The 14,236-nt window shown below is 67.1% G+C and carries 12 protein-coding genes and 1 riboswitch; of the genes, 8 read left to right on the top strand and 4 right to left on the bottom strand.

Going from position 1 to position 14,236, the window contains the following annotated elements:
* Nucleotides 1-56: 56 nt before the first annotated feature.
* Nucleotides 57-1,247, bottom strand: coding sequence for an ROK family transcriptional regulator (locus tag AC5RTT_RS02095; RefSeq protein WP_494010683.1), 1,191 nt, complete (start codon nucleotides 1,245-1,247; stop codon nucleotides 57-59).
* A 205-nt stretch (nucleotides 1,248-1,452) separates the two neighbouring features.
* Between AC5RTT_RS02095 and AC5RTT_RS02090 the strand changes: the two genes are divergently transcribed.
* The gene (locus AC5RTT_RS02090; protein ID WP_494143808.1) at nucleotides 1,453-2,247 is read left to right on the top strand and encodes a nitrilase-related carbon-nitrogen hydrolase; all 795 of its coding nucleotides are present in this window, start codon (nucleotides 1,453-1,455) and stop codon (nucleotides 2,245-2,247) included.
* Here the strand turns inward: AC5RTT_RS02090 and AC5RTT_RS02085 are convergent.
* Nucleotides 2,244-3,929: a PucR family transcriptional regulator gene (locus AC5RTT_RS02085; protein WP_494143807.1), complete on the bottom strand. Its 1,686-nt coding sequence runs from the start codon at nucleotides 3,927-3,929 to the stop codon at nucleotides 2,244-2,246. The two genes, AC5RTT_RS02090 and AC5RTT_RS02085, sit on opposite strands and share 4 nt — an antisense overlap.
* Nucleotides 3,930-4,039: 110 nt before the next feature.
* Here AC5RTT_RS02085 and AC5RTT_RS02080 point away from each other — a divergent pair, with 110 nt between their 5' ends.
* Both AC5RTT_RS02080 and AC5RTT_RS02075 read left to right on the top strand, forming a co-directional pair.
* On the top strand, nucleotides 4,040-5,545 hold the full coding sequence (locus AC5RTT_RS02080) for an amino acid permease (protein WP_494143806.1): 1,506 nt from the start codon (nucleotides 4,040-4,042) through the stop codon (nucleotides 5,543-5,545).
* Between the two features lie 50 nt (nucleotides 5,546-5,595).
* Entirely contained in the window at nucleotides 5,596-7,332 is a 1,737-nt protein-coding gene (locus AC5RTT_RS02075) for a flavin monoamine oxidase family protein (protein WP_494010679.1), read from the top strand.
* Between the two features lies 1 nt (nucleotide 7,333).
* Here AC5RTT_RS02075 and AC5RTT_RS02070 read toward each other — a convergent pair whose 3' ends face one another.
* Both AC5RTT_RS02070 and purU read right to left on the bottom strand, forming a co-directional pair.
* Nucleotides 7,334-7,852 carry a gamma carbonic anhydrase family protein gene (locus AC5RTT_RS02070; protein ID WP_494143805.1) on the bottom strand — a complete coding sequence of 173 codons (519 nt, stop codon included), beginning with the start codon at nucleotides 7,850-7,852 and terminating at the stop codon, nucleotides 7,334-7,336.
* Nucleotides 7,853-8,085: 233 nt separating this feature from the next.
* On the bottom strand, nucleotides 8,086-8,946 hold the full coding sequence (gene purU, locus AC5RTT_RS02065) for a formyltetrahydrofolate deformylase (RefSeq protein WP_494051374.1): 861 nt from the start codon (nucleotides 8,944-8,946) through the stop codon (nucleotides 8,086-8,088).
* 43 nt (nucleotides 8,947-8,989) lie between these two features.
* Nucleotides 8,990-9,075, top strand: a riboswitch (ZMP/ZTP riboswitch).
* Between the two features lie 147 nt (nucleotides 9,076-9,222).
* On the opposite strand from purU, the gene glyA reads away from it, so the two are divergent.
* The 5 genes from glyA (at nucleotide 9,223) to AC5RTT_RS02040 (ending at nucleotide 14,229) form a co-directional block, all read left to right on the top strand.
* Nucleotides 9,223-10,521, top strand: a complete 1,299-nt coding sequence (gene glyA, locus AC5RTT_RS02060) for a serine hydroxymethyltransferase (RefSeq protein WP_494010675.1) — start codon at nucleotides 9,223-9,225, stop codon at nucleotides 10,519-10,521.
* A gap of 3 nt (nucleotides 10,522-10,524) precedes the next feature.
* On the top strand, nucleotides 10,525-11,427 hold the full coding sequence (locus tag AC5RTT_RS02055) for a bifunctional methylenetetrahydrofolate dehydrogenase/methenyltetrahydrofolate cyclohydrolase (protein ID WP_494143804.1): 903 nt from the start codon (nucleotides 10,525-10,527) through the stop codon (nucleotides 11,425-11,427).
* Between the two features lie 141 nt (nucleotides 11,428-11,568).
* Nucleotides 11,569-12,546, top strand: coding sequence for an ABC transporter ATP-binding protein (locus AC5RTT_RS02050; protein WP_494143803.1), 978 nt, complete (start codon nucleotides 11,569-11,571; stop codon nucleotides 12,544-12,546).
* The gene (locus tag AC5RTT_RS02045; protein WP_494143802.1) at nucleotides 12,539-13,390 is read left to right on the top strand and encodes an ABC transporter permease; all 852 of its coding nucleotides are present in this window, start codon (nucleotides 12,539-12,541) and stop codon (nucleotides 13,388-13,390) included. Before AC5RTT_RS02050 ends, AC5RTT_RS02045 begins: the two co-directional genes overlap by 8 nt.
* Entirely contained in the window at nucleotides 13,387-14,229 is an 843-nt protein-coding gene (locus AC5RTT_RS02040) for an ABC transporter permease (protein ID WP_494143801.1), read from the top strand. Before AC5RTT_RS02045 ends, AC5RTT_RS02040 begins: the two co-directional genes overlap by 4 nt.
* Nucleotides 14,230-14,236 lie beyond the last annotated feature (7 nt).

Raw genomic sequence — 14,236 nt, 5'->3', positions numbered from 1 at the left:
TGGATCACAGCTGTTGTCGTCAAGTCTTGAACGCAATTGCCGGGTAACGAAACGGTCTAGCTTTTCCTGATTCCGGCATGCTGGAACACCAGCGCCGCCGCCCCAAGCGCTTCGGCACGGTCCCCGAGGGAGGACATGGTCAGGGTGGTGGTTTCGCCGATCACCGGCACCGCGTGCCGCACGAGGCCGCGGCGGATCGGATCCAGCAGCAGGTCGCCGAGGCCCGCCAGGGGCCCGCCCACAACGATCACTTCCGGGTTGATCAAGTTGGCAACATTGCCCAGGGCGCGGCCCACGGACAGACCTGCGTCGTCCACGACGCGCAGCGTCGCGGGGTCCCGGTTCAAGGCCTTCCGGACGATGTCTGCAGGCGTCAGGGGCCGGTCCTCCCCGCGGCTAAGGAGCTCGATCATGGTGGTGGTGGAGGCGATGGTTTCCAGGCAGCCACGGTTCCCGCAGCGGCAGACAAGGCCCTGCTCGTGAATGGTCGCGTGGCCTATCTCGCCGGTGATCCCCACGTTCCCGTAGTAGGGGGCGCCGTTGAGGATCAACCCTGCGCCAATGCCCGAACCGATCTTCAGGAACATCAGGTTGCTGACCCCTGTGTGCTGCCCCCAGGTCACCTCCGACCACGCGCCCAGATTCGCGTCGTTGTCAACAAGTACGGGGATTCTCAAGGTTTCCTCAAGGTGCTGGAGGATGTTGATACCCACCCATTCGGGAAGGATGGCCCCCTGCGCCACGGTTCCGGTCCGGCGGTCGATGGGTCCAGGAATTCCGACGCCGGCACCCACCACGGCGGACCGTTCAATGCCGCTGTCCTGCAACAGTTTGTCCAGCAGGACGACGGCGGCCTGGATCCCCTCCTCTGCCTGGTGGCCGAGGGGAAGCATCACCGATTCCTCCGCAATGATGTGGTAGCTGAGCGAAGCGAGGACCACCCGCAGATGCCGCCGGCCAAAGTCGATCCCCACCGCCACGGCACCGTTGCTGTTGAGCCTGACGTTCAGCGCCCGGCGGCCGGAACTGGTGATCGGTTCCGTGGATGCGAGGCCCGTGTCCAGCATGATTTTGACGATGTTGGACACCGTTGCGGTGGAGAGGCCCGTCTGCCGGGCAAGCTCTGCCTGGGTGGACGGACCGCCCATCAGGCTCTCGATGATCCGCTGCTGGTTCAACTGCCGCAGGGCAGACTGGGAACCCGGATTTTTTGGCTTGCTCCTCGTTGAGCGCGGGGTTGCGGACATGCTAAGAAGATTGCCCTATCCGCAGTCTTGGCGTCAAGAAGTTAACGCATAACTGCTGCAGCGCAGTATGTCGGACGGTCGGGACGATCCGGCCGCCTAGCTTCGCCCTCCGGTGCAAATGGCCCCGCCCTTTGCCCGGCCCCTCTGGCTACGCTGGGAAGAACGGCCCGTCACGCGGCCGCTCCAACGATGGAAGGTGGTAGCGGTGCTGCTGGCACTCTTGCAGGCAAACTCTGCAGTCCTTGATCCTAAGGCCAACTGTGCCGTCATCGATGCCGCCGCCCGGGAAGCAGCAGCGGCCGGCGCCCGCGTGCTGGTCACCCCGGAGCTTTTCCCGGTGGGGTATGCCCCCCGGAAAGTCCGGTCCGGGCTGGATCCGGCAATCCTCCCCGTGCTTCGCGAAAGGCTCGCCGCCACCGCCCGCCATCACGGCATCGGGCTGGTCTACAGCCTTCCCCGTGTCACGGCCGAGGGGGACTGGCAGATCAGCGCCACCCTGCTGGCTGCGAACGGGGACGTGCTGCTGGAGTACGGGAAAGTCCATTTGTTCGGACCCGACGAGCGTGCCGCCTTCAGTCCGGCAGCAGAGCGTCCCGCCGTCGTGGATTTCCAGGGGATCCCCACGTCCATGGTCATCTGCTACGACGTGGAATTCCCGGAAGCCGTGCGCGCCGCGGCGGCCGGCGGTGCCGAGCTGCTGTTGGTGCCCACGGCACTGGCCCACGGGTTCGACGACGTCCCCCAGGTGCTGCTGCGGGCCCGGGCACTCGAAAGCCAGCTGACCGTCGCGTACGCCAACCATTCGGGAGTGGAGGACGGGTGCAGGTTCCTCGGCGGAAGCGTTGTGGCCGGGCCGGACGGGAAGCTGCTGGCAGCAGCGGGGGAAGGGCCGCAATTGCTCTTCACGGAAGTGGACGCGGAAGCGGCGAAGCGTGAGCGGGCCGCCGTGCCCTACCTGGACGAGCGCCGCCCTGACCTCTACCGCGCCTGGGAAGCCTAAGCGCCTGTACCGCCCTCCAGCGCTGTGCTGCTGGGCAAAGCCACAGAGTCGGCAAACTGCAGGGCGATCCATAGTTCGGCCCGCGTTCCCGCTTGCGCCAGGTCCACATCAAGGATCTCCGCCAGGGCGTTGATCTGCCGGCGGACGCTGTTCCGGTGCAGTCCTGTGTCCTTGGCTGTCGCGTCCCAGTTGCCGTTCGCGCCCAACCATGCACGGAGGACCTGGAGCTGGGCTTGGCGGCGCTCCGGCTCCTGACCAAGAACAGGCGCCAGCAGGCGGGAAGCCAGCATCCCGCCTGCCTCACCGCCCAAAAGGCCCATGACGGACCACGTCAGTTCTTCTTCCCGGACGGTGGTCCCGGTGGCCTGGACCCGGGGACGCAATGCCGAAGCGCTGCGGTAGGCGGCGGCAAGGACTGGCAGTTCCGTGGCCCGGCCCACCACCAGCCGCCAGCCCAGCTGCTCCACCTCGGCCAGCAGCTGGTCGTCCACCTTCAGCCGTGTCACGGCGGCAAACCCGTAGTCCGTGAGTTCCACCATTTTCGTATCGAACAGCCGCCGCCACTGCAGCAGTTCGCGCACGGGACCGTCGGCGGCTGCCGCTGCCTTGGGCCGGATTCCCTGTACCACCCGGACCAGCCCGCTGCGGGTGCCTCCAACGCTCTGCGCCAGCAGGTCCCTCATGGTGTTCAGCTCCGTGGTGCTGGCCCCTGCAATGCTTTCCGGATGCAGGAGCAACGCCGTGGCCAGCTGGCTGGGAGCCAGGGAACCACTGGTCCGCTGCCGGACCAGGAGTTCCAGCAGGCCCACTACTGAGGAGACCACGTTGTTCTGCGCCGGGGTCAGCGGTTTGTCCGTGCCAAGCAGCAAGCCGCCCAGGGTGGCGTCCCTGGTGCTCCGCAGCGGGTGGCCGAACACCAACGCTGATCCGGGAACATCAAAGGCTTCGGTCTCCACGCGCGGGCCGCTTCCCGTGAGGAGCCTTTTGACCAGCGGCTGGAGCGTGGAAAGTTCGACGGCGGTGCCTGCCCGGGCGCGTACCCTGCCGTCCGCGCCAACCAGGATGGCCCATGCCGGAACCCGCTCCGCCAGGGCCGCTAGCAACTCGTGCTCCGGCCGTGGCGACAGGACCGCCCGCATGAGATGGCGGTTGGTCTCGGCGAGCTGGCGGAACACCTGGGCGTTTCCTGATTCCAGCAGCTTGGAGAACTCGAGTCCCAGCGCAGCGAACGGGATGCTGGCGGGCACCGCCACCAGCGTCAGGCCGTGTTTCCGGCAGGCCGCCACAACATCACCGGGCACAGCGTCGAAGTACGGTTCGAGGCCGAACCCGAGTGCCGCTACTCCCGCCGCGACGAGGCGGCGGACGTAGGCGTCGGCGTCGGCCCCCTCTGCGGCTCCAGCACCGCCGCGGCTCGTGCCGCCGTCGTCACCGGGGCCGCTGCCCCCACGCCTGAAAGGAAGCCCGGCGGTCAGCACGAACTCGCCATCAAGCAGGTACGGCGTAGGGTCCTCAAGCTCACTCGGCTCCACCCACCGCAGGGGAGTGTGGCCATTGCCGGCATCGTGCAGCATCGCCACCCCGGCCGGCAGCCGGGCCAGGAACTGGTTCAGTGTCACCGCGTCCAGCTGGGCAGGCAGCCCGCCGGAAGCGGACTCGCTCTCTGGTGCATTGCGTCTCATGAGTGAAGACTATAGGGCATTTTGCACAGCTTGAGATGCGGCTCACACCCCTACGCTAGGGGAGGGGAAAAACCAGTCCAACCATCCACCGACACGAACGGACGTCAACGATGACTGTGCCTACACTTTCGGGCCAGGTACCTGCCCGCGCGGCCGCCCGCCCCACCCTTGGAGCGCAGCTGCTGCGCCGTAAGCCCATCGCCCAGATGGTCAACGAGGCCGAGTCCGGACAAGGCGGACCCCGCCTTGTCCGCAGCTTCGGCGTCCTGCAGCTGACCATGATCTCCGTGGGCGCGACGCTGGGCACCGGCATCTTGGTTATCCTCGGTGAATCCGTGCCCCTGGCCGGTCCCGCCATCTGGATATCCTTTGCGATCGCCGGGCTGGCCGCGCTGCTGTCCGCGGTGTCGTATGCGGAAATGGCCGGCCTGGTGCCCGTGTCCGGCTCCAGCTATTCCTACACTTACGCCACCATGGGCGAGGGCATGGCGTGGATCTGCGGCTGGTGCCTGGTCCTTGAGTACGCAGTGTCCGTAGCCGCCGTGGCTGTTGGCGCCGGGCAATACGTGAACGAAGCCCTGGCCGTGTTCGGTACAGCACTGCCGGACGCCTTCTCCCAACCCCCGGGCGACGGCGGCATGGTCAACATCCCCGCCATGGTCATCGTGGTGCTGGCCACCGTCCTGCTGGTCCGCGGCGCCAAGGAAAGTGCCTGGATCAACTCCGCCATCGTGGTGGTCAAGGTAGGCATCCTGCTCTTCTTCTGCGCCGTCGCCTTCACCGCCTTCAACGCAGGCAACTTCGAACCGCTGCTGCCGATGGGTGCCGCCGGTGTTTCCGCCGCCGCGTCCCGCGTCTTCTTCTCCTACATCGGTTTCGACGCCGCCTCCACCGCCGGAGAGGAAGCCCGGAATCCCAAGCGTGACCTGCCGCGTGCCATCATGCTTTCCATGCTGATCGTCACCACCATCTACGTGCTGGTGGCAGTCGCCGCGATCGGTGCCCGTCCCTGGGGCTGGTTCGACGGCACCGAGGCCGCCCTGGTGAAGATCCTGGAAGAGACCACCGGCCAGCCGTGGATTGCCCTGGTCTTCGCCGTAGGCGCCGTCCTGGCAATCGCCAGCATTGTCCTGACAGTCCTGTACGGCCAGACCCGCATCCTGCTGTCCATGTCCCGCGACGGACTCATTCCTGCCGTCTTCGGCCGCGTCTCCCGACGCACCGGCACCCCGGTGGCCGGAACGCTGCTGGTGGGCATCGCCGTCGCGCTGACCGCCGGACTGGTGCCGCTGGGCGCGCTCGCGGACGCCACCAGCATCGGCACCCTGTTCGCTTTCGCCCTGGTGAATGTGGCGGTCATCTACCTCCGCCGCACGCGGCCCGAACTGGAACGGACCTTCCGGGTTCCGCTGTTCCCGCTCACTCCCATCCTTGGCGCGCTGATGTGCGGCTACCTGATGGCCAACCTCGGCGCAGACACCTGGGTGACCTTTGCCGTGTGGATGCTGGTGGGCCTGGCCGCCTACCTCGCCTACGGACGGCGCAACTCCAGGGTGGCGGCCCTGGATGAGGGGGAATACCGTGAATTGTCCGCCATGTCCCTTAACAAGTCCTGACCGTCCCCAGCCACTTACCGACGCCCCGAATAACAAAAGGCAGACCTTCCATGACCATCGCCACTGAACTTCCGGCCTCCGACCCGTCCAGCACCTCCACCCTGACGGAGGACGGCGTCAGCCGGCGCCCGGAAGAGCAAACCGCGCCCATCACCATGCTCAATCCGGACTTCCCGTTCAGCTACGACCACTACCTGGCGCACCCGGACGGGCTGGGATCCGTTCCGGAGGACATGCTGGGCACCGAAGTTGCGGTTATTGGTGCGGGGCTGTCCGGCCTGGTGACGGCATATGAGCTGATGAAGCTCGGCCTGCGCCCGGTCGTCTACGAAGCGGACCAGATTGGCGGGCGGCTCCGCACCGCCGCCTTCCCGGCTGCCCCGGGCGTGGTTGCGGACCTGGGCGGCATGCGGTTCCCGGTCTCCGGCAGGGCGTTCTACCACTACATTGACCTGCTGGGCCTGGAGACGCAGGATTTCCCCAACCCGCTTGCCGAGGCCACCTCCAGCACGGTGATCGAACTTGCGGGCAAGAAGCACTACGCGGAGAAGCCCACCGACCTTCCGCCCTTCTTCCGCGAGGTTGCGGACGCGTGGAAGTCGGCAGTGAATGACGGCGCCAAGTTCGCGCAGATGCAGGACGCCATCCGTGCGCGGGACACGGCCCGTATCAAGGAGCTGTGGAACGAGTTGCTGCCACTGATGGACGAGCAGACGTTCTACGGGTTCATCGCCGCCAGCGAGTCCTTCAAGAAGGCAGGGTTCGCGCACCGCGAGGCATTCGGGCAGGTGGGCTTCGGCACCGGCGGCTGGGATACCGACTTCCCCAACTCCATACTGGAAATCCTGCGGGTGGTGTACACGGACGCGGACGACCAGCACCGGCTCATCCGCGGGGGAGCCCAACGGTTGCCCGAGGCACTGTGGCAGCACGCGCCGTCGGGCATGAGGCACTGGCCCGAGGGCACCTCGCTGGCGTCACTGCACTCCGGCTCGCCGCGCGGCGCCGTCGGCAAAATCAGCCGCGACCCGGACGGGAACCTGCGGGTCCGCGAGCGGTGGGGCCGCGAAGCCAGCTACCCGGCCGTGGTGACAACCTGCCAGTCCTGGCTGCTGTCCACCCGGATCCACACCGAAGAGGCGCTGTTCCCGGCGGAGCTGTGGACCGCCATCGAGCGCTCTCACTACATGCAGTCGTCCAAGACGTTCGTGATGGTGGACCGGCCGTTCTGGAAGGACATCGACCCGGAAACCGGCAACGAGGTCCTGTCCATGACCCTGACCGACCGGCTCAACCGCGCCACCTACCTGCTGGACAACGGCCCGGACCAGCCCGCCGTCATCCTGCTCTCCTACACGTGGAACGACGACGCGCTGAAGTGGCTCGCCCTGGACGCAGACGAGCGGGTGGAACTGATGCTGCACTCGTTGGAGCAGATCTACCCGGGCGTGGACATCGCCAGCCACATCGTGGGCCAGCCAATCACTGTGTCCTGGGAGGCGGACCCCAACTTCATGGGTGCCTTCAAGGCCAACCTGCCGGGGCACTACCGCTACCAGCAGCGGCTGTTCACGCACTTCAAGCAGGACCGGCTGCCCGAGTCCCAGCGCGGCATCTTCCTCGCCGGCGACGACGTCTCCTTCACCGCCGGCTGGGCCGAAGGTGCGGTGACGACGGGCCTGAACGCGGTGTGGGGCGTGGTGAACCACCTGGGCGGTTCGTCGGCGCCGGCCAACCCCGGCCCGGGCGAACTGCTGGACGCCATCGGCCCTATCAACCTGGACTGATTCAGGCGTGCATCTCCCGGTGCTGCGCCGCGAGCTCGACGTACCGGGCAGCGTTGGCGCGCACGCCGTCGTACTCCTCATCAGTGAGTTCACGGCGCACCTTCCCCGGAACGCCCGCCACGAGCGAGCGGGGCGGGACCACGGTTCCTTCCAGGACCACGGCGCCGGCCGCCACCAGCGAGCCGGCGCCGATCACCGCGCCGTTGAGGACCGTGGCGCCCATGCCGATCAGGCAGTCGTCCTCCACCGTGCAGCCGTGCACGACGGCGGCGTGCCCCACACTGACGCGCTCGCCTACCGTGCAGGGGAAACCAGGATCGGCATGCAGCACCACGTTGTCCTGCAGATTGCTGCCCGCGCCCACCGAGATGGCAGCGGTGTCGGCCCGCACGGAGACGCCGTAGAAGGCGCTGGCGTCCGGGCCCAGGCTGGCGTTGCCGATGAGGGACGCCGTAGGAGCAACGAAAGCTGATTCGTGGACTGCCGGGCTGCTGCCGGCGAAAGGGTACAGGGGAGCCATGGCAACACCCTAGGCCACTCCCGGGCGGGCTGGCTTGTGTGCCCCAAGTATGACTCTGTCGTCCGCGCCTCGTTGGGGGAGCCTGGGGTGCGGAGGACCAGGAACTGGTAGTGCTGGGTCCAGGCGCCCCGTCCAGGCCCTGAGTCGTCCCCGGTTCAGGCCGGCCTCGTGGTCCGCGTGCTTCGGTGCGTCAGCCATCGCTTCAGCCTAGGGCCGGGCGGCTGGTTCCGGAGCTAGTTGAAAACCACCGTCCGGTTGCCGTCCAGAAGCACCCGGTGTTCAGCGTGCCACTGCACCGCCTGTACCAGGGTGCGGCCCTCGACATCGCGGCCCATCTGCACAAACTGCTCAGGGGTACGGGCGTGGTCCACGCGGATGACTTCCTGCTCGATGATGGGCCCCTCGTCCAGCGCGGCCGTGACGTAGTGGGCGGTGGCGCCGATCAGCTTCACGCCGCGTGCGTGGGCCTGGTGGTACGGCTTGGCACCCTTGAACGAGGGCAGGAACGAGTGGTGGATGTTGATGGCCTTGCCCGTCAGTTCGGTGCACAGCTCATCGGACAGGATCTGCATGTAACGGGCCAGGACCGTCAGCTCGACGTCGTGCTCGGCGATCAGGGCCCGCAGCTTGTCCTCGGCCTGGGCCTTGGTGTCCTTGGTCACGGGGATGTAGTGGAACGGGATCCCGTAGAAATCGGCCAGCCCGGCCAGGTCCTGGTGGTTGGAGACGATGGCCGGAATCTCCACCGGCAGGGTGCCGGAACGCTGCTGGAACAGAAGGTCGTTCAGGCAGTGGGCGGACGTGCTGGCCATCACCAGGGTGCGCACCTTCTGGCCCACGGCGTGCAGGCCCCACTGCATGCCGAAGGCCTCAGCCACCGGCTCGAGCGCGGCACGCAGCTCCGCTGCGGATGCCGCCGTCGTCACTTCCACGCGCATGAAGAAGTTCCCGGTGGCGGGGCTGCCGTACTGCTGTGAGTCCAGAATGTTGCAGCCTGCCACCAGCAGGGCACCTGCTACGGCGTGGACGATTCCGGGCCGGTCGGGGCAGGACAGGGTTACTACATACGCTTGGTTCAGCTGCTGTTCACTCACGCGTACAAGCCTACCCGCGCGGCGGGCACCGGTTTTGGTAGGCTGGAAGGGTCGCAACTGGCGTTGGGTGGCTAACCACCAGGGAGCGGCAATCACGAAGACCACGGATCGTACGCCTGGGCCGAGGGTCATGTCTTGCCGGAAGTGGGGCTGCACTTCGTCCAGTGCTGCAGCGCCATGCCCCGCGCTTTCACGCCCGTTCATCAACGCGGTGCGAAGACGCGCCAGCCGGTAGCCTGACCTAAGCAGTGCCCAATCCCTAGCCAGGAGTTCTCCGTGACTACCACAGCCACCTCAACCACAGCCGTCAGCAACCAGCCGCTGGCCGAGCTGGACCCCGAAATCGCCGCAGTCCTGGACCAGGAGCTTGGCCGCCAGCGCGGCACCCTGGAGATGATTGCCTCCGAAAACTTCGCGCCCCGCGCCGTGATGGAAGCCCAGGGCTCCGTCCTCACCAACAAGTACGCCGAAGGATACCCGGGCCGCCGCTACTACGGCGGCTGCGAGTACGTTGACGTCGCAGAGCAGCTGGCCATCGACCGGGTCAAGGCCCTGTTCGGCGCCGAGTACGCCAACGTCCAGCCGCACTCCGGCGCGCAGGCCAACGCGGCAGCCCTCTCCGCCATGATCACCCCCGGCGACAAGATCCTGGGCCTGTCCCTGGCCCACGGCGGCCACCTGACCCACGGCATGAAGCTGAACTTCTCCGGGAAGCTCTACGAAGTAGCGGCATACCAGGTGGAGGAAGACACCTTCCGCGTGGACATGGACAAGCTCCGCGAACAGGCCATCAAGGAAAAGCCGCAGGTCATCATCGCCGGCTGGTCCGCCTACCCCCGCCACCTTGACTTCGCAGCCTTCCGCTCCATCGCCGATGAAGTGGGCGCACTGCTCTGGACGGACATGGCACACTTCGCCGGCCTGGTTGCCGCCGGCCTGCACCCGAGCCCGGTCCCGCACTCCGACGTCGTCACCTCCACCGTGCACAAGACCCTCGCCGGTCCGCGCTCCGGCGTAATCCTGGCCAAGGAACAGTGGGCCAAGAAGCTGAACTCCAACGTGTTCCCGGGCCAGCAGGGCGGACCGCTGATGCACGTCATCGCCGCCAAGGCCGTGGCCTTCAAGATCGCCGGCACGCAGGAATTCAAGGAGCGCCAGGAGCGTGTCCTTGAAGGCGCCAGGATCATCGCCGACCGCCTGAACCAGGCGGATGTCGCCGAGGCTGGCGTCTCCGTCCTGACCGGCGGCACCGATGTGCACCTGGTCCTGGTGGACCTGCGCAACTCCCAGCTGGACGGCCAGCAGGCCGAGGACCTCCTGCACTCGGTGGGCATCACCGTCAACCGCAACGCCGTGCCGTTCGACCCCCGCCCGCCGATGGTCACCTCCGGCCTCCGGATCGGCACCCCGGCGCTGGCCACCCGTGGATTCGGCGCTGCCGAATTCACCGAGGTTGCCGAGATCATCGCCACCGCCCTGAAGGCTGGCAGCAGCGCCGACGTCGAGGCCCTGCAGGCACGCGTCGACAAGCTGGCCGCGGACTTCCCGCTCTACCCGCAGCACGAGCAGTGGTGACCCATGCCTGAAACCACAACTGCACAGATCCTCGACGGCAAGGCTACCGCCGCTGCCATCAAGGCCGAGCTGACCGAACGCGTGGCCGCACTCAAGGCCAAAGGCGTCGTTCCCGGCATCGCCACTGTGCTGGTGGGCGCGGACCCGGCTTCGCAGCTGTACGTCTCCATGAAGCACAAGCAGTCTGTGCAGATCGGGATGAATTCGATCCAGCGCGAGCTTCCGGCAGATGCAACCCAGGCGCAGGTGGAGGCCCTCATTGATGAACTCAATGCGGATCCCGCCTGCCACGGGTACATCGTGCAGCTGCCCCTGCCCAAGCATTTGGACACCGACGCCATCCTGGAGCGCATCGACCCCGCCAAGGACGCCGACGGCCTGCACCCCACCAACCTTGGCCGGCTGGTGCTGAACGTCAACAGCGAGATCACCTCGCCGCTGCCCTGCACCCCCCGGGGCGTCATCGAACTGCTGGAGCGGAACGGCTACAGCCTTGCGGGCAAGCACGTGGTGGTGGTTGGCCGGGGCGTCACGATCGGCCGGTCCATTGGGCTGCTGCTCACGCGCCGGAACGTCAACGCCACCGTCACCCTGACGCACACCGGCACCACGAACCTGTCCGGGCTGCTGCGGCAGGCCGACGTGATCGTGGGCGCCGCAGGGGTGAAGCACATCGTCAAAGCGTCCGACGTCAAGCCTGGCGCGGCCCTGCTGGACGTGGGCGTCACCCGGGAAACCGATCCTGAAACGGGCAAGAGCAAGGTCCACGGCGACATTGACCCCGCCGCCGCCGAGGTGGCGGGCTGGATTTCGCCGAACCCCGGCGGCGTTGGGCCCATGACCGTGGCGCTCCTGATGACCAACGTGGTGGAAGCCGCGGAACGCCAGGCAGGCATCACAACCTAGTTCCCTTCCAGTGCGCACGACGGCGGCGCGGCACCTTTCGCACAAAAGGTGCCGCGCCGCCGTCGCCCGTTAATCCCCTCCGGCACGCCGGAACTGCAAGTCCCCTTCCACATCCCCTGGCCCTCCACTAGTCTGCGGAGGGTGCACAACGAAGCCATCCTGCCCGCGGGCGCACAGGCAGGCAGCCCGCCGCCGCGCGGCACAGTCATCGCGGCCGAGAACCTGACCAAGACGTACGGCGACGTGGCGGCGGTGGACGGCATCTCGTTCACGGTCCCGGCGGGCGAGTCCTTTGGCCTGCTGGGTCCCAACGGTGCGGGCAAGTCCACCACCATGAAGATGATCGGCGGGGTCACCGGGCGCACGTCGGGCAGCCTCAGCATCATGGGCCTGGACCCGGATTCCTCGGGGCCGGAAGTGCGGGCGCACCTGGGTGTGGTGCCGCAGCAGGACAACCTGGACGAGGAACTGCGCGTCCGGGACAACCTCATCGTGTACGGGCGCTACTTCGGCCTGCCGCTGAGCTACCTGCGGCCCAAAGCCGACGAACTGCTGGAGTTCGCCCAGCTGGCGGACAAGGCGAAGTCCAAGGTGGACGCCCTCTCCGGCGGCATGAAACGGCGCCTCACCATCGCCCGCTCGCTCATCAACGAACCACGCATCCTGCTGCTGGACGAACCCACCACAGGCCTGGACCCGCAGGCCCGGCACGTCCTGTGGGACCGGCTGTTCCGGCTCAAGGAGCAGGGCGTCACGCTGATCCTGACCACGCACTACATGGACGAGGCGGAGCAGCTGTGCGACCGGCTCATCGTGGTGGACAAGGGACGCATCATGGCCGAGGGTTCCCCGGCCAAGCTCATCCGGGAGCATTCCACCCGCGAGGTGGTGGAACTGCGGTTCGGATCGGAACGGAACTCCACCATCGGCGCGGAGCTGGACGGCCTCGGGGAACGTCTGGAGGTGCTGCCGGACCGGGTGCTGATTTATGCGGACGACGGCGAGGGCGCGCTTGAGCAGGTGGCGTCCCGCGGCCTGCGGCCGCTGACCTCGCTGGTCCGGAGGTCGTCACTGGAGGACGTCTTCCTTCGGCTTACAGGCAGGAGCCTCGTTGACTGAGCCGGGGCTGCCTGGCCCTTCCGCGCTGCAGGCGCACGGCCCTGAAGTCGCCGCCGCCAAGGCCCGCCGCTGGGGTGCCTTCTACTTCGCAGAGCAAGTGCTCCGGGTCATGAAGAACTACGGCTGGTCCATCCTGATGTACAGCGTGGGCCAGCCGGTCGCCTACCTCTTTGCCATGGGGGTAGGACTTGCCACGCTGGTGGACGGGCAGGGTGCCGACGCTTTCGGTGGAGTCAGCTACCTGACCTTCATCGCGCCGGCGCTGCTGGTGTCCGCCGCGGTGATGACGGCCGCCAACGAGTTCACCTTCCCGGTGATGGCCGGCTTCAAATGGCGCCGGACCTACTTTGGCCCCCATGCGTCCCCGCTGACGCCGGCCCAGATCGCGGCTGGCCACATCATGGCCGTGACGCTCCGCCTGCTCCTGCAGTCCGCTGTCTACTTCGCCGCCGTCGCGCTGTTTGGTGCCGCCCCGTCCGGCGGGGCGTGGGCAGGCATCCTGGTGGCAACACTCGCCGGGCTGGCCTTCGGGCTGCCGCTGATGGCCTATTCCGCGTCCATCACCGAGGACAAGGGCCAGTTCGCCCTGGTGATGCGGCTGATCGTGATGCCGCTGTTCCTGTTCTCCGGCACCTTCTTTCCGCTGGACACGCTCCCGCTGGCGGTCCGCTGGATCGGCTGGATCTCACCCATCTGGCACGGCACCGAACTGGGGCGCGTGGCCAGCTACGGCTACCAGGAACCGCCGCTGCTGACCCTGGTGCACGTGGGGGTCCTGGCGGGCCTCGCCGTGGTGGGCTGGGTCCTGACCCGGCGCCGGTTCGCGGCAAGGATGGGCCAATGAGCCGGACAGCACCTCCGGCAGGGGGACGAAGCGCCACCGAGGAAGCCCTCAACAGGCATTTCGGCAGGCTCTATTCGGGCAACGCCAGGGCGGTCATTTCGCGCGGGCTGATGGCCACCCGGAGCAGCAACTGGCTGGTCATGCTGTCCGGGTTCTTCGAACCGGTCCTGTTCCTGCTGTCGATGGGTGTGGGGCTGGGAGCCATCGTGGGGACGGTGGAGGGCCCGGGCGGCGGCGAGATCAGCTACGCGGCCTACATCGCACCGGCCCTGCTCGCCGTCTCGGCCATGAACGGGGCTGTGTACGACTCCACGTGGAACGTCTTCTTCAAGATGCACTTTGCCAAGCTGTACCAGGGCATGCTGTACACCTCGCTGGGACCGCTGGATGTTGCCCTGGGCGAGATCTTCCTGGCGCTGCTGAGGGGGATGCTCTACGCCACCGGGTTCACCGCCGTCATGGGGGTGATGGGGCTGATCACCTCGCCCTGGGCGCTCCTGATGGTCCCGGCCTCGGTGCTCATCGCGTTTGGCTTCGCCAGCATGGGGATGGGCATTACCAGCTTCCTGAAGACCTTCCAGCAGATGGACTGGATCAACTTCATCCTGCTCCCCATGTTCCTCTTCAGCGCCACGTTCTATCCGCTCAGCGTCTACCCGCAGCCCATCCAGTGGTTCATCCAGGCCATGCCGCTTTGGCACGGGGTGGAACTGCTCCGCCAGATCAGCGTGGGGACCTTCACTGCCGCAACACCCCTGCACGTTGGCTATTACCTGGCGATGACCGCCGTCGGCATGCTGCTGACCACCCTGCGCCTGCGGGCCTTGTTCCTCAAGTAGTCCCCGG

Source organism: Arthrobacter sp. Y3221157 (genome assembly GCF_059089865.1).
This window is presented reverse-complemented; position numbering and strand designations above follow the sequence as displayed.